Here is a 22,916-nt window from a genome sequence, read left to right as displayed (position 1 = left end):
AGTAACAAGTTATGAAACGTACCATTAAAAAAGTTGCCGTAATTGGTTCAGGAATCATGGGTTCAGGAATTGCCTGTCATTTTGCCAACATTGGTGTCGAAGTGCTACTTTTGGATATTATCCCAAAAGAACTCACGGAAGCCGAAAGCAAAAAAGGACTCACGTTGGAAAGTAAAGTGGTTAGAAACCGAATTGCAAATGACCATTTGGCTAATTCATTAAAGTCAAAACCCTCTCCTATTTACAGTACTAAGTTTGCTAACAGAATCACCACTGGAAATACTACAGATGATATCGCTAAAATAGCTGATACGGATTGGATTATTGAAGTGGTTGTCGAACGTTTGGACATCAAAAAATTAGTTTTCGAACAAATTGACCAATTTAGAAAAGCTGGCACCCTTGTGACTTCAAATACTTCGGGAATCCCTATTCATTTTATGAGCGAAGGTCGCTCGGAAGATTTTCAGAAGCATTTTTGCGGAACACACTTTTTTAATCCTGCGCGTTACTTAAAACTTTTTGAAATTATTCCGGGGCCAAAAACTGCAACAGATGTGTTGGATTTCTTAAACAATTATGGTGAAAAATTCTTAGGAAAAACTTCGGTAGTTGCTAAGGACACTCCCGCTTTTATTGGAAATAGAATCGGAGTTTTTGGCATACAAAGTTTGTTTCATTTGGTCAAAGAAATGAATCTTACCATTGAAGAAGTTGACAAATTAACCGGACCTGTAATTGGGCGACCAAAATCGGCTACATTTAGAACAGTAGATGTAGTTGGTTTGGATACTTTAGTTCATGTTGCCAATGGAATTTATGAAAACTGTCCTGAAGATGAAGCACATGAATTATTCAAACTTCCGGAATTCATCACCAAAATGGTCGAAAACAAATGGTTTGGAAGTAAAACAGGACAAGGTTTCTACAAAAAAGTAGACAAAGACATCCTTTCTCTAGACTTAAACACCTTAGAATATCGAGCAGCTAAGAAGGCTTCGTTTGCAACTTTAGAATTAACAAAAACTATCGATAAACCTATTGATCGTTTCAAAGTTTTAATTAAAGGAACGGATAAGGCAGGAGAATTTTATAGAAAAAGCTTCGCTGCGTTATTTGCTTATGTTTCCAATAGAGTTCCTGAAATTTCAGATGAATTATACAAAATAGACGATGCTATGAAAGCGGGTTTCGGATGGGAAAATGGACCGTTTGAAATCTGGGATGCTATAGGAGTTGAAAAAGCAATCGAAATTATTAAAACCGAAGGTCATACTCCTGCTCCATGGGTAAATGAAATGTTAGCTTCTGGAAACAGCAGTTTTTATACTGTAAAAGATGGCGCTTCTTATTTCTATGATATTTCGAAAAAAACACAGGTAAAAGTCCCAGGACAAGATGCTTTTATTATTCTGAATAATATTCGCGAAAGCAAAAAAGTGTGGAGTAACAGTGGTGCTATCATCGAAGATTTAGGAGACGGGATTTTGAATATTGAATTCAAGTCAAAAATGAATACCATTGGTGGCGATGTATTACAAGCCATTAACAAAGGAATTGATTTAGCCGAAAAAGAATACGAAGGATTAGTTATTGGAAATCAAGCTGCAAATTTTTCGGTGGGTGCTAATATTGGAATGATTTTCATGATGACTGTAGAACAAGAATATGATGAATTAAACATGGCAATCAAGATGTTTCAAGACACAATGATGCGTGTGCGTTATTCTTCCATTCCTGTCGTTGTAGCTCCTCACGGAATGACTTTCGGTGGCGGATGCGAAATGAGTTTGCATGCCGACAAAGTGATTGCCGCAGCTGAAACCTATATGGGATTAGTGGAATTTGGTGTTGGAGTCATTCCTGGTGGAGGTGGTTCTAAAGAATTGACTTTAAGAGCTTCTGATTTATTCCGTAAAAACGATGTAGAATTAAACACTTTACAGGAATATTTCCTGACCATTGCTATGGCAAAAGTATCGACTTCTGCTTATGAAGCCTTTGACACAGGACTTTTACAACATGGAAAAGACATCATTGTAGTGAATAAAGACCGCCAAATTGCAGAAGCTAAAAAACACGCTTTACTAATGGCTGAAGCAGGTTATACTAAGCCTATTCGAAGAAATGACATCAAAGTATTAGGAAAACAAGCCTTAGGTATGTTCTTAGTAGGAACTGATCAAATGGTAGCTGGAAACTACATATCAGAACACGATAAAAAAATTGCCAATAAACTAGCTTACGTTATGGCTGGTGGCGATTTATCCGAACCAACATTAGTTTCCGAACAATATTTATTGGATTTAGAAAGAGAAGCCTTTTTATCACTTTGTACCGAAAGAAAAACAATGGAACGCATTCAATATATGTTAAAAGCGGGGAAACCTTTGAGAAATTAGTCTAAGAACCAAGAAGCAAGATACAAGAAATAAGATTTACTGTTTACAAAAATATTTTCTCTTTGTTCTTTCTTCTATTATCTAAATAAAAAATGAAAACAGCCTATATAGTAAAAGCATACCGAACAGCAGTGGGAAAAGCTCCTAAAGGATTGTTCCGATTTAAAAGACCTGATGAGTTAGCAGCAGAAACCATTCAGCACATGATGAATGAATTACCAGATTTTGATAAAAAACGAATCGATGATGTGATGGTAGGAAATGCCATGCCAGAAGCAGAACAAGGTTTGAATTTTGGACGTCTCATTTCCTTAATGGGCTTAGAAATCAATGATGTCCCTGGAGTGACCGTAAATAGATATTGTGCCTCTGGTTTGGAAACCATCGGAATGGCAACGGCTAGAATCCAATCGGGAATGGCCGACTGTATTATTGCTGGTGGTGCCGAAAGCATGAGTTTTATCCCAATGGGTGGCTACAGACCCACTCCTGATTATGCTGTAGCAAAAGCAGGTCACGAAGATTATTACTGGGGAATGGGATTAACAGCTGAAGCCGTTGCTAAACAATTTAACATATCCAGAGAAGATCAGGATGCATTTGCTTTTCATTCACACCAAAAAGCTTTGAAAGCTCAAGCCGAAGGTAAATTTGATAAACAAATTGTCCCAATTACTATTGAACAAACTTTTGTTAATGCTAATGGTAAAAAAGAAACGAAATCTTATACCGTGAACAAAGACGAAGGTCCAAGAGCCGATACTTCCTTAGAAGCCTTAGCCAGATTAAGACCTGTTTTTGCTGCAGATGGAAGCGTAACCGCTGGGACATCTTCACAAATGAGTGACGGAGCAGCTTTTGTTTTAATTATGAGTGAGAAATTGGTAAAAGAATTAAATCTAGAACCTATTGCCCGATTAGTAAACTACGCCTCTGCTGGTGTGGAACCTAGAATTATGGGGATTGGTCCTGTAAAAGCCATCCCAAAAGCTTTAAAACAAGCCGGATTACAATTGAAAGACATTGATCTTATCGAATTAAACGAAGCCTTTGCTTCACAATCCCTTGCTGTTATCAGGGAATTAGGACTGAATCCTGATATAGTAAACGTAAACGGTGGTGCCATCGCCTTAGGTCATCCTTTAGGTTGTACAGGAGCAAAACTTTCTGTTCAGCTATTTGACGAAATGAAATTACGTGGCAGCAAATATGGAATGGTGACTATGTGTGTAGGAACTGGCCAAGGTGCTGCTGGGATTTATGAGTTGATGTAAAGATTTAGATTCTTCTTTTTGTCATTCCGACGAAGGAGAAATCCCATAAAGATTAAAAAAAATACTTGATATGAATCCGTAGTCGGAAGAATAATATTGAAATTAATCAGAAATTAAAAAACATAAAAAATATTAGCCATGGCAGATACAATAGAAAAAAATGTGACTCGTGGTGGTCAGTTTTTAGTCAAAGAAACAAAATGCGATGACATTTTTATTCCAGAAGATTTTTCGGAAGAACAAAAAATGATGCGTGACATGGTCAGAGAGTTTGTTGACAAAGAACTCTGGCCAAACAAAGACCGTTTTGAAAAAAAAGATTATGCCTTTACAGTAGAATGCATGCACAAAGCTGCTGAATTAGGACTTTTGAGCATTTCTGTTCCTGAAGCATATGGCGGAATGGGAATGGGATTTGTTGATACCGTTTTGGTATGCGATTATATTTCGGGAGCTACAGGTTCGTTTTCAAGTGCTTTTGGTGCCCATACAGGTATTGGAACCTTACCTATCACCCTATATGGAACAGAAGAACAAAAGCAAAAATACGTTCCTAAATTAGCTTCTGGCGAATGGTTTGGCGCTTATTGTCTTACAGAGCCCGGAGCCGGATCTGATGCTAATTCAGGAAAAACAAAAGCTGTTTTATCCGAAGACGGAAAATTCTATACCATTACTGGAGGAAAAATGTGGATTACCAATGCTGGTTTTTGCAGTCTCTTCATTGTTTTTGCAAGAATTGGAGATGATAAAAACATTACAGGATTTATCGTTGAAAACAATCCTGAAAACGGAATTACGTTAGGCGAAGAAGAACATAAATTAGGAATACGTGCTTCCTCAACTCGTCAAGTTTTCTTTAATGAAACTAAAGTTCCGGTAGAAAACATGCTTTCTGAAAGAGGAAATGGCTTTAAAATTGCCATGAACGCATTAAATGTAGGTCGTATTAAATTAGCAGCAGCTTGTCTGGATTCACAACGAAGAATTATTACTGGAGCCGCTAAATACTCTAATGAAAGAATTCAATTTAATGTTCCAATATCGAAATTTGGAGCTATTCGATACAAATTAGCCGAAATGGCTACTAGCTGCTATGCCGGAGAAAGTGCCGTTTACAGAGCTGCAAAATGTATCGAAGAACGAATTGCTATTCGCGAAAGCGAAGGTACTTCTCATCAAGAAGCAGAATTGAAAGGTGTAGAAGAATTTGCCATCGAATGCGCTATCCTAAAAGTAGCCGTATCCGAAGATATTCAAAATTGTTCTGACGAAGGAATCCAAATATTGGGAGGAATGGGATTCTCAGAAGATACTCCAATGGAAAGTGCCTGGCGTGATGCGAGAATTACTCGTATTTACGAAGGAACTAACGAAATCAATAGAATGCTTTCGGTAGGAATGCTTGTCAAAAAAGCCATGAAAGGTCATGTTGATTTGTTAGGCCCTGCTTCAAAAGTACAGGAAGACTTAATGAGTATTCCTTCTTTTGATACTCCAGACTATTCAGAATTATTTGCCGAAGAAAAAGAAATGATTGGCAAATTGAAAAAAGCCTTTTTAATGGTTGCCGGTGGTGCCGTTCAAAAATACGGCCCTGATTTAGATGATCACCAACAATTATTAATTGCTTCTGCTGATATTTTAATCGAAATTTATATGGCTGAATCTACTATTTTAAGAACTGAAAAATTAGCTAAAAAATTAGGAGAAGCCAATATCAAAGAACAAATAGCAATGGCTAAATTGTACTTGTATAAAGCGGTTGACATCATCACCCAAAAAGGGAAAGAAAGTATTATTTCCTTTGCCGAAGGCGATGAACAACGCATGATGTTAATGGGGCTAAGACGCTATACTAAATACACTAACATGCCTAACATTGTTGAGATTAGACGTACTATTAGTGCTAAAATCATTGCCGAAAACAAATATTGTTTTTAACAAACTTGCTTTACTTTTAACAAAACGTCCCGAAAATTTCGGGATGTTTTGTTTTATTTTTTCACTTCTTCTATAGGCATGATTGTTCCAAAATAACTAATAGGAGCTCTATTATTACTGATAACAGTCAAGATACTGCTACCATCAAAGGATACCAATAATGTCATATTAAAAAAATCATTTTGTCCTTTTACGGATGCCTTAATTTGATACTCTTTATTTTTCAAATCTACTGTGAACATTTCGGGTTTTCCTTCAAATTTTAATCCTGAATCACTGCCTCCATAAGCCAATCCGCTATATCCTCTGCCAAAAAAAGGCATATCACTTTTAATAAAATCTGGTTTGAATTTTACAAAATTTGGATTCGTTGTTAGGTCAATCATTCTAAAAGACTGCGAATTTAAATTTCGAGCCACAAATTGAAATTCCTTGGCATCAACTAATTTTTCAATTTCTTTTTGTTTTGCTGCTCTTTCTTCTGCCCGGAGTTGTTTTCTGGTTTTTTCTTGAGAAAATCCCGTTAAAACGGAACAACAAAAAAGAACTAAAAGCACTATTCGATGTGTTTTCATAATGTATATTTTTAAAATTACAACTAATGAAGCATTGTAAATCAAACATCTAAAGTTAAACAAAAGCTAGAATTAAAATACTCCTATTCAATAAAATTGTTCTTTTGAAATAACAAAAATTGTTCCTATTTTAGATAAAAAACAATTAGATATGAAAATACTAGGAATCGGTTCCCGAATTGCACATCCGGAATATGGAAAAGGAGTAATTACTAATGTTTCTTCCAGAGAATACTGGGTAACATTTATAGAAAACGGATTAGAAACAATTCCATTAGACGATACTTTTGAAATTATTGAAGCTTCGGAAAATGAAGTAGACACAGTTAGTTTTTCAGATGTTGAAAAAAGCCTGCGTGATTTACTTAAAAAGTGGTCAGATGTTTCAGAAATTGTTCCAATAGGAGACAAATGGAAAGGCGGTAAATTAATTTTAGAACCAGGTCAAGCAGGTTTAGCTTCTAAGGAAATTCCAATTGATACCTTTTTTCATAAAATTGTAATGGTTCGAGATCGCTTACGCGTAATGGAACAAAAAATCAATTCTAGTAAATTAGAAGAAACAGAAAAAATAGATTTACAACAATACATTACCCGAATTTATGGTAGTTTGACTTCTTTCAATATTCTATTCAAATCACCAACAAATCATTTTGTGGGAGAAAAATCAAAGTAGAAATACTGGTTTAACCTTGATTTCCGTCGGTTTTTATAGTATTTTTATGCTTTCAAATCTTATTCTTAAAAAATCATGAAAAAATTTATTGTATTAACATTAGCAATTAGCACTGTTTTTATTGGTTGTAAACCTCAAAACAAATCGGCAGACACTAAAAAAATAAATATTGCCTTTGAAGCAAAAAGTAATAGTAGTGTTGCTGGAACAGCTACTTTTATTGAAAAGAATGGAAAAGTAACTTTTGAAGCCAAATTGTCTGGATTAAAACCAGGAATTCACGCTATACATATTCACGAAAAATCAGATTGTTCGGCTGCTGATGGAAGTTCAGCTGGAGGACATTGGAATCCAACCTTTAAAAAACATGGGAAATGGGGCGTTGGAGAATACCATAAAGGAGATATTGGTAATTTTACAGCTGATACAAAAGGAAATGGCTCGATCAAATTAACTACGGATGAATGGTGTATAGGTTGTGGAGACCAAACAAAAGATATTTTAGGAAAAGGGTTAATTGTTCATGACGGCACTGATGATTACACGTCTCAACCTGCTGGAAATGCTGGTGCAAGAGTAGCTTGTACTGCAATTATTAAATAAAAAGTATCTTTTACGATAGTGTAAACCGTCTTAATTTAACAAATTTGAGACGGTTTTTTTATTTTTATATAACATCAAAACTATAAAAAAACATAGCTTTGTAACTTCAAAAAGAGACTATGATTAACCCTTCTGCATCCGGTTGGATAGATAAATTTTTTATCACACAGGAATTCCAAAAACAAAATGTTTTCTTGGATACGGATTCATTTTATAAAAAAACTAGAGCAACGGGATTTATTTACGGTCATATTATTTCATTTGAAACTCCTGTTTTTATTGATACCAAAGGCTGGGTTCAAAATGAAATACCTAAAGTATCCTTGCTTAATACCTTGTACGGAATTTACGGATTACTTACTCAGGATGTAGACCCAAATAATTTTATAAAAAAAGCTTTGGATTTTTATGATGATTTGCATCCACAAGGATTTAATCTGTTTAAAAAAGTACTTCCTAACGGTGCTCCTTCATTAAACTTGGAAAAAATAATTGATACTCGTGTACAAACCAATGTAGACATTATCAATAAAAACTTTTCACATATTGTTACCAATGCTCTTCTTTTTATTGATATTTTGGCCTTTAGACAATACTTATTGAACGGAAAAATCCCGGAAAAATATCTTAAAAAAATTGAAGAAGCCGTAATTAGCGTGGTGACTTTAGCCTTAAAAATTAAAACCAATAAATCCAATTATGATGATTTATTAATCAAACTTTTTGAAGCCTCTGTTCGTTATAGTAAGTTTTCTAAAATTAGTGCTCAAAATTTAGACGAACTTAATCTAGAATATTTTGAATCTGATTTAGAAAAATACTATTTAATTGACATGGCCGGAATGGCCTTATGGAGCGATGGAGAAATTGAAAATGAAGAGATTTACTTTTTACATAAATTAGCGCAAAACATAAAAATATCTAGTGAATTTGTAACAGAAAGTATTAAAAACACGGATGTTTTTATAAGCAAATACAAAAATCAAATCCCCTATTTTAATTACTCTAATCCAGTAAAACATTTTTACGATCAAACCACACAAAGTGTTATTACCCTTATTAGTCGAAATAAAAATAGATTAGCCAAAGAAATCACACAAAGCAAGGAATTGATGCTTTTATTAGCCTACTCTACCCGTAGAGATTTAAGCGAAAAGGAAAAGAAAAAAGTAAAAAAACAATTACTGGATATTTGTAAAACCATCCCATCATTAACTATTTTTTTACTCCCTGGAGGAAGTTTACTCCTTCCTATTTTGATTAAATTTATACCTACTTTACTTCCATCAGCTTTTAATGAAAACTTAGATGATGAATAAAAAAATCGCCTAATTAAAGGCGATTTTTTTTTTACAAACTTAACTGATAGACTTTGTCTAACTCTTGGTTAGAACTCATATTTACTTCTAAATCTGTTACAAATCCCGAATTTAACCCATAAACCCATCCGTGTAATGTTAAATCTTGTCCGCTTTTCCATGCGGCTTGCACAATAGATGTTTTAGCTAAATCAAACACCTGTTCTTTTACATTGATTTCAACAAAAGCATTAAAACGCTTAGTTTCATCTTCAATAGAATCAAGATACACATTATGCATACGGTACACGTCCTTAATATGTCTAATCCAGTTATCAATAATTCCGATTGATTGATTACCCATCGCTGCTTTAACCCCTCCACAACCATAATGTCCACACACAATAACGTGTTTTACTTTTAAAACATTCACGGCATAATCCAAAACACTAAGCATATTCATATCAGAATGTACCACCATATTGGCAATATTTCTATGAACAAAAACCTCTCCTGGTTTAGCTCCAATAATTTCATTAGCTGGTACTCGACTATCCGAACAACCTATCCACAACAAAGGTGGTGTTTGTCCTTTAGCCAAATCGGCAAAATAATTAGGATCTTTTTCTAAGGCTCTTACCACCCATTCTTTATTATTTTCTAATATTTTTTTATAAAAATCAACCATAGTTTTTAATAATTCTGTTTACAATATTTTTAAACTCATCTTTGAATCAATCGCTAAAAAACTTCTTTTTTAACCATTACTCTTTTGGCAACATCATAATAATGCTCAATAGTAACATGATTAGGAATTTCGTCCGTGTTTTCTAATTGATATGCTTTCTTAAAACCTTTTAATTTTACTTTGATATTTTCATCTACCGCACGAGTTGTTTTAAATTCTTTAATTAAATCTAAAATATCATGGGCAATGTAAACAGTATCATGGGCGCTAATTACGACCTTAGAATTTTCGGGAATTGATTTTAATGTGCTTTTAATTGCTGCTTTATTTAAAAATGAAACCTCTTGCGCTAAATCAATATGAATAATATCACCATCTACATATTCTTCTTTCTTAAAAGTATAAGCTCTTTTTAAATTCCCTTTTAATACAAATATAACACTGATAATAATTCCTAACATAACACCTTTAAGCAAATCCGTTGCAACTACAGCCACCATAGTTGCTACAAAAGGCACAAATTGATATTTTCCTTTCTCCCAAAAATGTTTAATTGTTGCTGGTTTAGCAAGCTTATATCCTACCAAAATCAATATAGTAGCCAAAGTAGCCAATGGTATTTTGTTCAATATTACGGGAATAATTAAAACACTTAATAACAATAAAGAACCGTGGATAATGGTAGACATCTTAGATTTAGCCCCAGCATTACTATTGGCTGAAGAACGAACCACAACTGATGTCATAGGTAAACCTCCAAGAAGTGCACTCACCATATTTCCAATTCCCTGTGCTTTTAACTCAACATTAGTATTGGTATATCTTTTTTGAGAATCCAATCTATCTGAAGCCTCAATACACAATAAAGTTTCAATAGAAGCTACAATGGCAATGGTTAAACCTACAGTCCAAACTTGAGGATTTGTCAATCCTCCAAAATTTGGCGTCACAATAATTGATTTAAACTCATCAAAAGAAGTAGGAACAGGTAATGAAACCAAATGACTTTTAGAAATAGCCAAAGAACTTCCTGTACGGATAAAAATTTCATTAATCACGATTCCAGAAATTACTGCAATCAAAGCTGCAGGTACTAATTTTATCTTTTTTAGAAAAGGAACTTTATCCCAAGATATCAGAATAGCCAAAGAAATTAAAGTCACAACTATAGATCCTAATTGAAAGTGATTCAACACCTTAAATAAAGAAGAAAATGTATTATCGCCATCAATTTGAAAAAAAGACTGATCTCCTTCAAAATCAGCATCATAACCAAAAGCATGAGGCAATTGTTTTAAAATTATGATAATTCCAATACCCGCTAGCATACCTTCAATTACATTAGTTGGAAAATAATTAGAAATACTTCCCGCTTTAACAAATCCTAAAATTAACTGGAAAACGCCTGCAATGAAAACCGCAGATAAAAAGATATCAAAAGCACCTAAATCTGATATGGCTGTTAAAACAATAGCTGTTAAACCAGCTGCAGGTCCAGAAACACTTATATGCGATTGGCTTAAATAGCCTACTACTAGCCCACCAATAACACCTGAAATAATACCTGAGAACAAGGGTGCACCAGAAGCCATTGCAATTCCTAAACACAATGGCAAAGCCACCAAAAAAACCACTAAACCAGAAGCAAAATCCGATTTAAGGTTGGCAAAAAGATTAATTTTTTTTGTCATAATACTACAATAAATTATATATAAACTTTAACTACATTAAAAAATGAAGCCAAAAATTTTTAAAAACTCTAACGGAAAGTATTATGCGCAGTTGGGTGGAGGTGAAAATATTTCTCTTAAAACATTATCATGTTTTGATAAATTCTCCGAGAGGATTAAACTTCTCAAAGGAGTTATTTTCAAATCAAAAACAGGAAGAGAAGTATCAAAATAAACGAAATTTTTAACTTCTTTTTTTACATGCTCTTCCTCTGACATACTAAAAAAAATAGTTGTGTCTGTTGATTTTTCTATCAACTTAATAATGGTAGGAGTTGATAAAAAAGCAATGAAAACAAATAAAAAAAAGCGTGCTACTAATTTCATAAACACAAAAATAAACCTAAATAAATTCAAACTAGAAAAAAACTAACTTTTTTTCTAAAAAAATAGCATTATTGAAATTTTTACAGGTGATTTTTATTAATTCCAATGACAATAAAAACAATTACTTATATTTTCCCTAATTACAAATGATAGATTTTTATATTTATTTGAAAGAATACAAACAAAATTGAGCTTAAAAAAGTATTCTTTATTCCATAAATTAAATTGATTGTTTTTATATTTGCATCAAAATTCTCTATCCATGACCATTACACAACTTAAATACGTTCTTGCAGTAGCTGAGCATAAAAATTTTACTTTAGCTGCCGAAAAATGTTTTGTCACTCAACCCACTTTGAGTATGCAAATTCAAAAAATTGAAGAAGAACTTAATATTCAGATTTTTGACCGAACCAAAAAACCCATTCAACTAACAGATATTGGACAAAAAATAGTAAATCAAGCCAAAAACATTGTTAATGAAGCAGATAGAATCCAAGACATTGTTGAGCAACAAAAAGGATTTATAGGAGGCGAATTTAGATTAGGAATCATTCCTACAATTATGCCGACTTTACTACCAATGTTTTTAAATAATTTTATAAAAAAACATCCAAAGGTAAAACTCATCATAGAAGAATTAAATACCGAAGAAATTATTACAAAACTCAACAATGGACATTTAGATGCCGCGATTGCAGCTACTCCATTAATGGAAGAAAAAATCAAAGAAATTGTATTGTACTTTGAGCCTTTTGTAGCATATATTCCAGAGAGCCATCATAATTTTCAGAAAAAAGAAATCGAAATTAGCGATTTAAATATCGATGAAATCTTACTACTTCAAGACGGACATTGTTTTAGAGACGGAATTTTAAATCTATGTAAAAACGATACACGTCACGAAGGCAATCATTTTCAAATTGAAAGCGGTAGTTTTGAAACCTTAATAAAACTAGCCGATGAAGGACTAGGAACAACCCTTTTACCTTATTTACACACTTTAGATTTAAAAGAATCCGATAAAATTAAATTACGCCATTTTGTGGAGCCAAAACCAGCCCGTGAGGTCAGTTTAATTTATCCTAAAAGCGAATTAAAAATACAAATTATTGAAGCTTTAAGAAGTACAATTGCGGGGGTTATTAAAGGAGCCATTGTTTTTCAAAATGTTCAAATAATAAGCCCTCTTCAAAAAAAATAGAGTCAAGATTTTCTAACTTCTTGACTCTACTCTTCAACTTTAATTCCTTTCTACAATAAACAAACATTGCTGCAATTCTGGCTTTTCTTTAGTAAAATACAAAAGCCAATTGTGGAGATGTTCAATCTCGTGTGGCAATAAATTTCGAACTGCTTTCTTAAGTTCTTTTACAAATAAATCTGGAGCAAAACTTACTCTTTCGAGAATTGATTTTGTGTAATCATATATCATTCTAGGCATACTAATTGGGTATTAAAAGTTATCTAAATAATGTATGGTAATTTACAAAAAACAAACTTTAGATTACAAGTTAAAAATCGTTAAAAAACACATAAAGTACGATGAAATACATTTAATCTTATTTTACGAAATATTTAACTTATAATTCAGTTCAGCAAGTTTTAAAAATGAAATAACATTAAAACATCGGCTTGAAAGCATAAAAAAAGGAATCTCTAGGATTCCTTTTTTTTAAATATTTACAATCAATAATGATGGTTTCAATTCTGGTTTCTCTATTATAAAAGAAGTCAGCCATTCTTTCAACTGCTCTAATTCATACGGTAAGAGCGCTTTAATTGCTTTTTCTAATTCTTTACAAAAAAGGACTGGATCAAAACTCACTCTTTCTAATATCGATTTTGTATAATCAAACATGATTTTTGACATAATAGATAAACTATTTTAAAGGTTAAACATAATTTAAGGCTTCGTAAAAATAATAAATTTAAAAATACATCACTTTATTTTTAACGCAGTTTTTTAATTATTATTATATTAAAATAAAAAGAACTTCTTTTTTCTCAAAAAATCATTTAAAAGCTCTAAACATTTCTCTTTTCCCTGGAGGCCCTTCTAATTTTTCTACTTTAAACCCCACTTCTATCATACTTCGTTTAACAACTCCTCTTGCCGCATAAGTCACTAAAACACCATTATCTTTAAGAGCATCATACATTTTTTTAAAAATGGCGGTACTCCATAATTCGGGTTGAACTCGATAGCCAAATGCATCAAAATAAATCAAATCAAATTGTGCTACGTCATCAATATCTTGAAAAAACTGCTGTCTTTTAGTTAACGAAAAATCACCACTTAAAACAATTTTTTCATTCCAATTTGAAGTGTGCATTTTTTCAAAAATAGCCAATTGATTTTCTGCATTCAACTCGGCTACGTAATTCATAGACAAAATTTCTTCGGGAGCAACGGGATAGGCTTCTACCCCAACATATTCAATATTTTGCCTCATTTTTTGAGCTTCTAAGAAACTTATAAAAGCATTTAATCCGGTACCAAAACCAATTTCCAAAATAGCAACCGATTGATTTTCAAACAATGAAAGTCCATTTTTTATAAAAACATGTTTTGCTTCTTGAATGGCTCCATGTTTAGAATGATAACTTTCATTCCATTCTTCTAAATGAATTGTTGTAGAACCGTCTTTAGTTTGTATTATTTCTCTTTTCAATTTTTCTAAGTCTTTAATATTAAATTGGTTCTTATTTGCAACCAAAATTACTCAAAAAACAGCTTATAAAATCGTAAAAAACATTGATTTATTGCATATTTCATATAAATGCTTGTCTTTTTTTTTATTTTTTTTTGAATATACGAAAATCATATTCAATAGTAACAATTATTAAAGTTTTAGCAAGTTTTTTGTCCTTTTTTATTTAATTTTGCAGGAATCAAAGTTTAGCTCATCATTAAGTGAAATTTTATACTTAAGCTTAATTATACATTCAAAAAAAAACAAAAAAACATTATTATGAGTACAACTCAAGCCAATAAAATTGAAATTATAAAAGCCCCTAATACAAAAATTAACGAAGTAGATTTTGACAATATAAATTTTGGTTCTGTTTTTACTGATCATTTATTTGAATGTGATTTTAAAGATGGAGAATGGCAAAACCCAACTATCAAACCTTATGCTCCTTTTATGATGGATCCATCATCGAGAGTATTTCATTATGGACAAGCTATTTTTGAAGGTATGAAAGCCTACAAAGATGACAATGATGCTATTTGGCTTTTTAGACCAGACGAAAACGTGAAACGTTTTAATAGTTCTGCAGTTAGAATGGCTATGCCCGAAATCCCTGAAACATTGTTCATGGATGGATTGAATCAATTATTAAAATTAGACGAAGCTTGGATTAAAAAAGGTTTAGGAAACACTCTATACATAAGACCTTTTATGATTGCAACTGGTTTTGGTGTTGTAGCGAATCCATCTAGCGAATACAAATTCATGATTATCCTTTCTCCAGCCAAAGCCTATTATTCAGGAGAAGTTAAAGTTCTTATTGCAGAGCATTTTAGTAGAGCTGCAAATGGTGGTATTGGTGCTGCTAAAACAGCTGGAAACTACGCTGGTCAATTCTACCCTACTAGTTTAGCTAACAAAGAAGGATTCCAACAAATTATTTGGACTGATGATGCAACGCATACTAAGTTAGAAGAAGCCGGTACTATGAATGTATTTTTTAGAATCAATGATACTTTAGTAACAGCTCCTACTAGCGAAAGAATTTTAGATGGTGTTACACGTAAAAGTCTTATTGCGATGGCTAAAAGAGAAGGAATTGCTATTGAAGAAAGACCTGTCCTTGTTTCTGAATTGATTGAAGGAATTAAAGATGGTAGTTTAAAAGAGATCTTTGGCGCAGGAACAGCAGCTGTTGTTAGCCCTATAAAAGGATTCGCATACAAAGAAGAATATTTTGAATTACCTAAAATAGAAGATTCTATTGCGTTACAATTAAAAGAAAAACTAACAAACATTCAGCATAAATTAGCCGAAGATCCATTTGGTTGGACTGTGAAAATATAATTTCCTATTTTAAAAATATAAAAAGGCGATTTTCAATATTGAAAATCGCCTTTATTTTTTAGACTTAAATATTTTTAAAAATTCTCTAAAATTTTAGAAAAATCAGGTTTAAAATAATTAGGTCCTTTCATTACTTTACCATCTTCACGGTAAATAGGTTTACCATCCTCACCTAACTTACTCATATTACTACGTTGAATTTCATCAAAAACAGCTTCAATCTTATCCTGAAGTCCGTGTTCGATTATTGTTCCACACAAAATATACATCATATCTCCTAAAGCATCGGCAATTTCGACTAAATCGTTGTTTTTAACCGCTTCCAGATATTCTTCATTTTCTTCTTTCATCAAATGATAACGAAGTGTGTTTTTAGTCTCTCCCAAATCGGCAATAGGAGTCTCACTATGTCCTATCCCAAAGGCTGTATGAAATTCTTTAACAGAACTGATTTGCTTTTGCATAATTATTATTGATTAAATGAAATGCAAATTAGCAACTAATCCTAAAACATTTGCTTATTTTTGCAATAAATTTTTCAAATTATGTTTAGTCAAGGTCAATTAATTTTTGCTGTTTGCTTTCTTATTGCTTTTATCGTTGTTATGATTTTTTCTTATAGAAAAGACATTAAAACACACCGGATTTTTTACAAAGGAAATTATAAAATTTTAATTGGTTTTTTTATTTTCATTGGATTGCTATTTCTTATCAAAATATTTTTCAAACACTAATCCATGAAAACTTGCTTTATTTCATCCAAAAAAATAAGTTGTCATTTCAAAAAAACAAAACAAACCACACAAAAACAATAAGTTACAATATTGTTTTTTTTGCTTTTTATGATTCATTTATCAAATAATTACAAGAACTTACTACTTATAAAAATTTAATAATTCTTTTTAGTTTTCATAACAAACCATCTCTTTTTATAATTTTTCAGCTCATAGGCTTGCATATTGATAAAATTTCTAACTTTACATCAGCAAACAATCAATTTACTATGAGAATTTTAAAATATATCTTTCTTTTATTATTACTTAGCCTAGTGGCTTTATCCATATTTATAGCGACACAAAAAGGTGATTTTTTGGTAGAAAGAAGTAAGATTATCAATTCTCCTAAATCGTCTGTTTATAATTATGTAAATGATTATAGAAATTGGGCTGATTTTGGCTCTTGGACATCAGACGATTCTGAAATAAAAATAACTTATCCCCAAAATACTATTGGAAAAGGCGCCTCCTATTCTTGGGAAGGAAAAGAAGGCAATGGACAAATGCATACTATTGCTGTAAAAGAAAACGATAGCATTGCACAAACAATGGATTTTGAAGGAACAACGTCTAATGTAAGTTGGCATTTTAAAGATACTATTGGCGGAACAAAAGTTAGCTGGAGAAGCAAAGGGAAAATGAGCTTTTTCTTCAAAATATATGCGGCAATAAATGGTGGTCCCGACAGAGTTATTGGAGCAATTTATGAAAAAAGTTTAGCCAATTTAGACAAAGCATTGGATTATGAAATCAATACTTTTTCTACAATTGAAAATGGATTGGTTCAAAAACCAGTTATGAATTACATTGGTCAAACTTTTACCAGTGAACTAGTGAAAATAAATAAAAATTTTAAAATTGTAATTCCAAAATTGACTACATTTTGCGAGAAAAACAATATTGTTGTTACTGGAAAACCTTTTATTATTTACCATACTTATGACGCAGCAAAAGGACTTAGCCGAATAACCATTGGAATAGGGATTAGGGATGCTATCTTTTTAAGTTCCGGAAGTGATATTGTAGCAGGAAAACTAGATGCTTTTGAAGGAGCTAAAACCACTTTGACAGGAGATTATTCGCATTTAAAAGCGGCCTATACAAAAACAATCAACTACCTGAATCAAAGCAAACTCAGTCAAAACCCTGCTTTTTCTCATTTAGAAATTTATTCAACAACAAAATCTGAAGATAAAAATCCTTCTAAATGGGTTACTGAAATTTATATCCCTATAGTTCCTAAAGTAATACCTCAAGAAAAAACCTATTATCCAACAGCAGAAAAAAGTATTCCAACTGAAGAATCAAAACCAAAAGTTACTGAGGAAGAATCGGAATTTTAAAAAATTTCTTTTTTTAATTAAACCTTACTATGACTTTTACATCTAATTCAAAAAGAAACTTTGCTGGAAGAAAAGGAATTCATACAACAATTATTAAATCCTAAAACGCAAAACGAGGCGTTTCAGCAATTGCTACATACGTACCAAAGACCATTGTACAATCATATTCGAAACATAGTTTTGAACCATGACGATACCGATGATGTTTTGCAAAACACTTTTATCAAAGTTTTTCAAAATTTAAAAAATTTTAAAGGTGAAAGCAAACTGTTTTCTTGGATGTATCGCATTGCAACCAATGAAGCCTTAACCTTTTTAAACCAAAAAGCAAAAAAAAGTGGAATTTCATCCGAAACATTACAAAATCAAGCCATAGACAATCTAAAAGCTGATGTTTATTTTGATGGAAATGATATCCAAATTGCTTTACACAAAGCCATTGCTACACTTCCGGAAAAACAACAACTGGTTTTTAAAATGAAATATTTCGAAGAATTAAAATACGAAGAAATGTCGGAGATACTGGGAACTTCAGTGGGAGCCTTAAAAGCCTCTTATCATCATGCCGTAAAAAAAATAGAATCACTTTTAACAACAAATTAAACCTTTTGCCTTCCATATAGTCTAATTGATATCATGAAAGAATTTAAATTAAATAGTAACCCTAAAATTAAATCTGGATTTAAAACTCCAGACGATTTTTACTTTGAAAAGTTTTCAGCGAATTTATTAGAAAATTTACCTAAAAACGAAACAAAAACAATATCATTATTCCAAAAAAAGAAAACAATTATCATGATGGTAGCGGCTGTTTTTGTTCTTGCCTTAACAATACCTTCACTATTAAACAATGCCAGTCGTACTAATGATTTAGATGCAATAACCCTAGAAAACTACCTGAGTTACCAATCTAACATTAATCAATACGATTTAATAAATGCCTTAGATACTGACGATATTAACAATATTGATACTGATATTGCTTTGAAAGACCAAACCATTGAAGACATCTTAGTAAGCAATAATAATTTAGAAAACTATATTATAGAGTAATACTACAAAAAAAAGATACGATGAATTTTAGAAAAATTTTACCATTAATACTACTATTTACTTGCAGTTTCTACGCTCAAGAAAATATTAAAGATAAGAAAGAGCAAATTAGAGCCTTAAAAGTTGCTTTTTTTACTTCAGAATTGAATCTAAGTTCGCAAGAATCGGAAAAATTTTGGCCTCTTTACAATGCTTATGATGACAAGCAATTTGAAATAAGACACCAAAAAATGAAAGCCTTCAAAGGCAAGATGAATGGTGATGCTTTAAATAAAATGAGCGAAAAAGACGCTGCTGTTTTATTGAACCAAATGGATGCTGCCGATGAAGAATTGTTTTTATTACGAAAAAAATTCAGCAAAAGCTTAAGAACTATTTTACCTGCTGTAAAAATTTTAAAACTTAAAAAATCCGAAGACGATTTTTATCGAAAATTACTCCAACAATATGGAGACAGAGGAAAAAAAAGATAAGTAAACCTCCAATGATACTTTTAGCCGTCCCGAATATTCGGGACGGCTTTTTTTTTACGGATACTATAAGTAACTTTTTTAAGTTGTTTAACAGCAAGTTAAACAACGCTAAAACACATTTAAATTAATTGGCACAGTAATTGAATGTGACTCATTAAGAATATAAAAAACTAACTATCATGAAAAATACAATCCTAATCTTAGCCATAATAGCTACATTTTTCATCACATCAATGGAAGCTCAAAATAATGCTACTGTAAGCGCAATGAATAACGAAATTAGCGACAATCTTGACCTAAGAGCAGTTGCTTCTATTTTTGGAGATTCCAGAAATTTAGAAGATTTTGAAAGACGCTTGAATGATCCTGAACTGCAAATTTCTAATTTAGATTTAAACAACGATAACGAAGTAGATTATTTACGTGTTATAGAATCTGTAGAATACAACACGCACTTAGTAATAATTCAAGCCGTTTTAGACCGCGATGTATATCAAGACGTAGCAACAATTGATGTAGAAAGAAACAACAACAGTGTACAAGTACAATTTATTGGTAATGAATACATGTATGGACCTAATTACATCTACGAACCCGTATATTATTCAACTCCGTTAATTTATGCTTCTTTCTGGGTTTCAAATTACCGTCCTTATGTTTCAAGCTGGTATTGGAATTTTTATCCTTCTTACTATTATGCCTGGAATCCGTATCCAATATACCGTTACAGAAACAACATTCAATTGAGCTTAAATTTCAACAATCGTTACAATTATGTAAGTTATAGAAGAAGTAATATTGCCGTATCTCTTTATAGTGCAAGACGTTCTAACGCATACGAAAGACGATATCCAAACTATGCTTTTTCAAAAAGATACAGCAACTATTCTAATCGTCATGAATTAGACCAAAACAGAAGATCAACAAGATATTATTCAGAGAATAGAAACACAACTAGAAGACAATATAACAACAGCACTTCAAGAAGAGATTATTCTACTAACCGAACTACTACTTCTAGAAACTACAATCAGAATAATTCCAATAATTCAAGAGGAAATACAACTGGCGAAAGAACTTATAAAAACTATTCTCAAAACAACACCAATAGTTCAAGAAACAATACCTCTGAAAGAACTCCGAGCAGAGACTACAATAAAAACAATTCAAACAACTCGAGAGAAAACGCAACTGAAAGAACTCCAAGCAGAGACTATAATCGAAACAACAATACTAGTTCTAACAACAGCTCAACGCAAAGAATAACAAGTAGAAACTACAATCAAAACAATACGCAAAGCAACAGACCAAGCACAACAACGCAAACACCTTCAAGAAGTTACACTCCTAGCCAAAACAGTACGTATCAAAGAGCAACGCAAAGCTCTAGACAGAGTACTCCAAACAGAGGAACAATTTCAAGACCAAGTGCACCTGCTGCAGCACCTCAAAGAACAGAATCTAGCAGATCTAGAAGTTCAAATCAGGGAAATAATCATTCTTCCAGAAACAACAACAGAAGAATATAACAAAATTTAAAGCTATTATTAAAAAACACGACTCTTAAGTCGTGTTTTTTTGTTTTTTGAAATAATAACTTTTGATTTGTTTAAAAATGAGTAAATTTGAGGCGTTTACAAAAATATACATGAGCGCATCACATAAAAATTTACACAGCAAATTAACACTCGGAGGTTTATTAGTTACATTAGGAATTATATATGGTGATATCGGGACTTCTCCTTTATACGTAATGAAAGCCATATTAGGAGATCATGCCATTAATGCCGATGTTGTTTTAGGAGGAATTTCTGCTGTATTTTGGACTTTAACACTACAAACAACTATAAAATATGTCATCATCACTTTAAATGCTGACAACCATGGCGAAGGTGGAATTTTTGCACTCTATGCCTTAGTTAAGAAAACAAAAATTAAATGGCTCATTGTTCCTGCCATTATTGGAGGGAGTGCCTTACTAGCCGATGGAATTATAACTCCTCCGGTTTCGGTATCTTCGGCCGTAGAAGGAATCAGAACCTATTATCCTGAAATCAACACCGTACCCATTGTAATTGGAATTCTATTTGTTCTTTTTACTATTCAGCAATTTGGAACCAAACTGGTAGGAAAGTTTTTTGCCCCAATGATGCTTATTTGGTTTACTATGCTTGGTGTTCTTGGTGCCATACAAATTGTACACCATCCCGAAGTTTTTAAAGCATTAAACCCTTACTATGCTTACCATTTATTGACCATACACCCTGACGGATTTTTTGTTCTAGGTTTTGTCTTTTTATGTACTACCGGAGCCGAAGCTTTGTATTCCGACATGGGACACTGCGGAAGAAAAAACATTCGCATCAGTTGGATTTTTGTCAAAACAACATTAGTACTTAACTATTTTGGTCAAGGTGCTTATCTTATTCATAACGAAGGCCAAACACTACAAGCTTTAGGCGGAAAAAACGGAAATCCTTTCTACTTAATCATGGAAGATTGGTTCCAGCCATTCGGAATCGTTATTGCAACAATGGCCGCCGTAATTGCTTCTCAAGCCTTAATTAGCGGTTCTTTCACCTTGATTAATGAGGCAATGCGATTGAATTTCTGGCCAAAAGTAAAAATCAAATACCCTACTGAATTGCAAGGTCAATTGTATATTCCTTCCATCAACTGGTTATTATTCTTTGGTTGTGTGGGCATTGTTTTGCACTTTGAAGAATCAAGCAACATGGAACATGCTTATGGTCTAGCCATTATTTTATGTATGATTATGACCACTATTTTACTCAATTTCTTTTTAATAATGAAAAGAGTAAAATTATACATCATGGTGCCACTTATTACTATTTATTTGCTAATAGAGTTTAGCTTCCTGGCGGCAAACATTACTAAATTTGCCGATGGTGGTTATGTAACCTTAATCATAGCATTGCTGTTAATTTGTGTAATGTCTATTTGGCATTCAGCCAAAAAAATCAACAAAATTTATACTAAAATTGTAAAAGTTGAAGATTACAAAAAAGTATTAAGCGAATTAAGTGTCGACCTGAGTATTCCTAAATATGCTACGCATTTGGTTTACATGACTAATGCCGGACGCGCAGATGAAATAGAAGAAAAAGTAATGTACTCTATTTTGCAAAAAAGACCTAAAAGAGCCGACATTTACTGGTTTGTACACGTAAACATCTTAACCGAACCTTACAAAACAGAATACCGTGTTACCGAGATAATGAAAGACGATTTGTATCGTGTGGACTTTAATTTAGGTTTTAGAGAACCTACAAAAATCAATCTTTTGTTCAAAGAAGTAATTAGAGATATGGTTAAAAACGGAGAAGTAGATATTAGAAGCCGTTACGAATCATTGAACAAAAACAACATCATTGGTGACTTTAAATTTGTGCTTTCAGAGAAATTTTTATCCAATGATAACGATTTAAAATGGCATGAAAACATCATTATGAACTCATATTTCTTTATCAAAAAACTGAGTTTGTCTGAAGAAAGTGCCTTTGGTTTAGACAGTAGCTCAGTGAAAATAGAAAAATTCCCGATGATACTGCACACACCAGAAAACATTGATTTAACCCGTTTGGATTAATAAAAATCGAATACAATAGAAAAGCGATTGAGAATAGCAATACTATTTTCAATCGCTTTTTTTTATTATTTCTTTTTTCAAAAATTTTAAATGCTTATTTA

Annotated in this window: 22 protein-coding genes; 14 read left to right on the top strand and 8 right to left on the bottom strand. The window is 32.3% G+C overall.

Going from position 1 to position 22,916, the window contains the following annotated elements; translation table 11 throughout:
- Window positions 1–11: 11 nt before the first annotated feature.
- The 3 genes from AC4FRF_RS15235 (at window position 12) to AC4FRF_RS15225 (ending at window position 5,620) form a co-directional block, all read left to right on the top strand.
- On the top strand, window positions 12–2,402 hold the full coding sequence (locus AC4FRF_RS15235; RefSeq protein WP_491160732.1) for a 3-hydroxyacyl-CoA dehydrogenase/enoyl-CoA hydratase family protein: 2,391 nt from the start codon (window positions 12–14) through the stop codon (window positions 2,400–2,402).
- A gap of 92 nt (window positions 2,403–2,494) precedes the next feature.
- Window positions 2,495–3,676 carry an acetyl-CoA C-acyltransferase gene (locus AC4FRF_RS15230; RefSeq protein ID WP_491160730.1) on the top strand — a complete coding sequence of 394 codons (1,182 nt, stop codon included), beginning with the start codon at window positions 2,495–2,497 and terminating at the stop codon, window positions 3,674–3,676.
- A gap of 138 nt (window positions 3,677–3,814) precedes the next feature.
- Window positions 3,815–5,620, top strand: coding sequence for an acyl-CoA dehydrogenase FadE (locus AC4FRF_RS15225; RefSeq protein ID WP_491160728.1), 1,806 nt, complete (start codon window positions 3,815–3,817; stop codon window positions 5,618–5,620).
- Window positions 5,621–5,673: 53 nt separating this feature from the next.
- Here AC4FRF_RS15225 and AC4FRF_RS15220 read toward each other — a convergent pair whose 3' ends face one another.
- Window positions 5,674–6,195 carry a DUF4251 domain-containing protein gene (locus AC4FRF_RS15220; RefSeq protein ID WP_491160726.1) on the bottom strand — a complete coding sequence of 174 codons (522 nt, stop codon included), beginning with the start codon at window positions 6,193–6,195 and terminating at the stop codon, window positions 5,674–5,676.
- Between the two features lie 151 nt (window positions 6,196–6,346).
- Here AC4FRF_RS15220 and AC4FRF_RS15215 point away from each other — a divergent pair, with 151 nt between their 5' ends.
- The 3 genes from AC4FRF_RS15215 to AC4FRF_RS15205 all read left to right on the top strand — a co-directional run bounded on the left by AC4FRF_RS15215 (window position 6,347) and on the right by AC4FRF_RS15205 (window position 8,793).
- Window positions 6,347–6,871 carry a DUF8685 domain-containing protein gene (locus AC4FRF_RS15215; RefSeq protein WP_491160724.1) on the top strand — a complete coding sequence of 175 codons (525 nt, stop codon included), beginning with the start codon at window positions 6,347–6,349 and terminating at the stop codon, window positions 6,869–6,871.
- Between the two features lie 75 nt (window positions 6,872–6,946).
- Window positions 6,947–7,474: a superoxide dismutase family protein gene (locus AC4FRF_RS15210; protein ID WP_491160722.1), complete on the top strand. Its 528-nt coding sequence runs from the start codon at window positions 6,947–6,949 to the stop codon at window positions 7,472–7,474.
- Window positions 7,475–7,593: 119 nt separating this feature from the next.
- Entirely contained in the window at window positions 7,594–8,793 is a 1,200-nt protein-coding gene (locus AC4FRF_RS15205; RefSeq protein ID WP_491160720.1) for an LETM1-related biofilm-associated protein, read from the top strand.
- Between the two features lie 31 nt (window positions 8,794–8,824).
- Here the strand turns inward: AC4FRF_RS15205 and can are convergent, their stop codons facing one another.
- The 3 genes from can to AC4FRF_RS15190 form a co-directional block, all read right to left on the bottom strand.
- On the bottom strand, window positions 8,825–9,460 hold the full coding sequence (can, locus tag AC4FRF_RS15200; RefSeq protein WP_491160718.1) for a carbonate dehydratase: 636 nt from the start codon (window positions 9,458–9,460) through the stop codon (window positions 8,825–8,827).
- 53 nt (window positions 9,461–9,513) lie between these two features.
- Window positions 9,514–11,151, bottom strand: a complete 1,638-nt coding sequence (locus AC4FRF_RS15195; RefSeq protein WP_491160716.1) for a SulP family inorganic anion transporter — start codon at window positions 11,149–11,151, stop codon at window positions 9,514–9,516.
- Window positions 11,152–11,232: 81 nt separating this feature from the next.
- Complete coding sequence (locus tag AC4FRF_RS15190) at window positions 11,233–11,517, bottom strand: hypothetical protein (RefSeq protein ID WP_491160714.1); 285 nt, start codon at window positions 11,515–11,517, stop codon at window positions 11,233–11,235.
- Between the two features lie 262 nt (window positions 11,518–11,779).
- Between AC4FRF_RS15190 and AC4FRF_RS15185 the strand changes: the two genes are divergently transcribed.
- Window positions 11,780–12,721, top strand: coding sequence for a LysR substrate-binding domain-containing protein (locus AC4FRF_RS15185; protein WP_491160712.1), 942 nt, complete (start codon window positions 11,780–11,782; stop codon window positions 12,719–12,721).
- Window positions 12,722–12,760: 39 nt separating this feature from the next.
- Here the strand turns inward: AC4FRF_RS15185 and AC4FRF_RS15180 are convergent, their stop codons facing one another.
- The 3 genes from AC4FRF_RS15180 to mnmC2 all read right to left on the bottom strand — a co-directional run bounded on the left by AC4FRF_RS15180 (window position 12,761) and on the right by mnmC2 (window position 14,192).
- Window positions 12,761–12,961, bottom strand: coding sequence for a hypothetical protein (locus tag AC4FRF_RS15180; protein ID WP_491160710.1), 201 nt, complete (start codon window positions 12,959–12,961; stop codon window positions 12,761–12,763).
- Between the two features lie 231 nt (window positions 12,962–13,192).
- The gene (locus AC4FRF_RS15175) at window positions 13,193–13,390 is read right to left on the bottom strand and encodes a hypothetical protein (RefSeq protein ID WP_491160708.1); all 198 of its coding nucleotides are present in this window, start codon (window positions 13,388–13,390) and stop codon (window positions 13,193–13,195) included.
- A gap of 142 nt (window positions 13,391–13,532) precedes the next feature.
- A complete protein-coding gene (gene mnmC2 / locus AC4FRF_RS15170) occupies window positions 13,533–14,192 on the bottom strand; it encodes a tRNA (5-methylaminomethyl-2-thiouridine)(34)-methyltransferase MnmC2 (protein ID WP_491160706.1) in 660 nt (219 codons plus the stop codon).
- A 300-nt stretch (window positions 14,193–14,492) separates the two neighbouring features.
- Between mnmC2 and AC4FRF_RS15165 the strand changes: the two genes are divergently transcribed.
- A complete protein-coding gene (locus AC4FRF_RS15165) occupies window positions 14,493–15,560 on the top strand; it encodes a branched-chain amino acid aminotransferase (protein WP_491160704.1) in 1,068 nt (355 codons plus the stop codon).
- Window positions 15,561–15,634: 74 nt separating this feature from the next.
- On the opposite strand, the gene AC4FRF_RS15160 is transcribed toward AC4FRF_RS15165, so the two are convergent.
- A complete protein-coding gene (locus AC4FRF_RS15160) occupies window positions 15,635–16,024 on the bottom strand; it encodes a pyrophosphohydrolase domain-containing protein (protein WP_491160702.1) in 390 nt (129 codons plus the stop codon).
- A gap of 539 nt (window positions 16,025–16,563) precedes the next feature.
- On the opposite strand from AC4FRF_RS15160, the gene AC4FRF_RS15155 reads away from it, so the two are divergent.
- From AC4FRF_RS15155 to AC4FRF_RS15130, 6 genes are all read left to right on the top strand, one after another.
- On the top strand, window positions 16,564–17,679 hold the full coding sequence (locus tag AC4FRF_RS15155) for an SRPBCC family protein (RefSeq protein ID WP_491160700.1): 1,116 nt from the start codon (window positions 16,564–16,566) through the stop codon (window positions 17,677–17,679).
- A 60-nt stretch (window positions 17,680–17,739) separates the two neighbouring features.
- Window positions 17,740–18,282 carry an RNA polymerase sigma factor gene (locus tag AC4FRF_RS15150; RefSeq protein WP_491160698.1) on the top strand — a complete coding sequence of 181 codons (543 nt, stop codon included), beginning with the start codon at window positions 17,740–17,742 and terminating at the stop codon, window positions 18,280–18,282.
- Between the two features lie 33 nt (window positions 18,283–18,315).
- Window positions 18,316–18,732: a hypothetical protein gene (locus AC4FRF_RS15145; protein ID WP_491160696.1), complete on the top strand. Its 417-nt coding sequence runs from the start codon at window positions 18,316–18,318 to the stop codon at window positions 18,730–18,732.
- A 20-nt stretch (window positions 18,733–18,752) separates the two neighbouring features.
- Window positions 18,753–19,205, top strand: a complete 453-nt coding sequence (locus AC4FRF_RS15140; protein WP_491160694.1) for a sensor of ECF-type sigma factor — start codon at window positions 18,753–18,755, stop codon at window positions 19,203–19,205.
- Window positions 19,206–19,384: 179 nt separating this feature from the next.
- The gene (locus AC4FRF_RS15135; protein WP_491160692.1) at window positions 19,385–20,734 is read left to right on the top strand and encodes a hypothetical protein; all 1,350 of its coding nucleotides are present in this window, start codon (window positions 19,385–19,387) and stop codon (window positions 20,732–20,734) included.
- Between the two features lie 119 nt (window positions 20,735–20,853).
- A complete protein-coding gene (locus AC4FRF_RS15130; protein WP_491160803.1) occupies window positions 20,854–22,815 on the top strand; it encodes a KUP/HAK/KT family potassium transporter in 1,962 nt (653 codons plus the stop codon).
- Window positions 22,816–22,916 lie beyond the last annotated feature (101 nt).

The organism is Flavobacterium sp. ST-158 (assembly GCF_058309975.1).
This window is presented reverse-complemented; position numbering and strand designations above follow the sequence as displayed.

Coding starts and splice junctions, on each gene's coding strand:
- AC4FRF_RS15220 (WP_491160726.1), bottom strand. CDS start 6,195: ATGAAAACACATCGAATAGTGCTTTTAGTTCTTTTTTGTTGTTCCGTT.
- AC4FRF_RS15130 (WP_491160803.1), top strand. CDS start 20,854: ATGAGCGCATCACATAAAAATTTACACAGCAAATTAACACTCGGAGGT.
- AC4FRF_RS15185 (WP_491160712.1), top strand. CDS start 11,780: ATGACCATTACACAACTTAAATACGTTCTTGCAGTAGCTGAGCATAAA.
- AC4FRF_RS15145 (WP_491160696.1), top strand. CDS start 18,316: ATGAAAGAATTTAAATTAAATAGTAACCCTAAAATTAAATCTGGATTT.
- AC4FRF_RS15180 (WP_491160710.1), bottom strand. CDS start 12,961: ATGCCTAGAATGATATATGATTACACAAAATCAATTCTCGAAAGAGTA.
- AC4FRF_RS15175 (WP_491160708.1), bottom strand. CDS start 13,390: ATGTCAAAAATCATGTTTGATTATACAAAATCGATATTAGAAAGAGTG.
- AC4FRF_RS15235 (WP_491160732.1), top strand. CDS start 12: ATGAAACGTACCATTAAAAAAGTTGCCGTAATTGGTTCAGGAATCATG.
- AC4FRF_RS15215 (WP_491160724.1), top strand. CDS start 6,347: ATGAAAATACTAGGAATCGGTTCCCGAATTGCACATCCGGAATATGGA.
- AC4FRF_RS15135 (WP_491160692.1), top strand. CDS start 19,385: ATGAAAAATACAATCCTAATCTTAGCCATAATAGCTACATTTTTCATC.
- AC4FRF_RS15140 (WP_491160694.1), top strand. CDS start 18,753: ATGAATTTTAGAAAAATTTTACCATTAATACTACTATTTACTTGCAGT.
- AC4FRF_RS15195 (WP_491160716.1), bottom strand. CDS start 11,151: ATGACAAAAAAAATTAATCTTTTTGCCAACCTTAAATCGGATTTTGCT.
- AC4FRF_RS15225 (WP_491160728.1), top strand. CDS start 3,815: ATGGCAGATACAATAGAAAAAAATGTGACTCGTGGTGGTCAGTTTTTA.
- AC4FRF_RS15190 (WP_491160714.1), bottom strand. CDS start 11,517: ATGAAATTAGTAGCACGCTTTTTTTTATTTGTTTTCATTGCTTTTTTA.
- AC4FRF_RS15160 (WP_491160702.1), bottom strand. CDS start 16,024: ATGCAAAAGCAAATCAGTTCTGTTAAAGAATTTCATACAGCCTTTGGG.
- can (WP_491160718.1), bottom strand. CDS start 9,460: ATGGTTGATTTTTATAAAAAAATATTAGAAAATAATAAAGAATGGGTG.
- AC4FRF_RS15210 (WP_491160722.1), top strand. CDS start 6,947: ATGAAAAAATTTATTGTATTAACATTAGCAATTAGCACTGTTTTTATT.
- AC4FRF_RS15230 (WP_491160730.1), top strand. CDS start 2,495: ATGAAAACAGCCTATATAGTAAAAGCATACCGAACAGCAGTGGGAAAA.
- AC4FRF_RS15205 (WP_491160720.1), top strand. CDS start 7,594: ATGATTAACCCTTCTGCATCCGGTTGGATAGATAAATTTTTTATCACA.
- AC4FRF_RS15165 (WP_491160704.1), top strand. CDS start 14,493: ATGAGTACAACTCAAGCCAATAAAATTGAAATTATAAAAGCCCCTAAT.
- AC4FRF_RS15155 (WP_491160700.1), top strand. CDS start 16,564: ATGAGAATTTTAAAATATATCTTTCTTTTATTATTACTTAGCCTAGTG.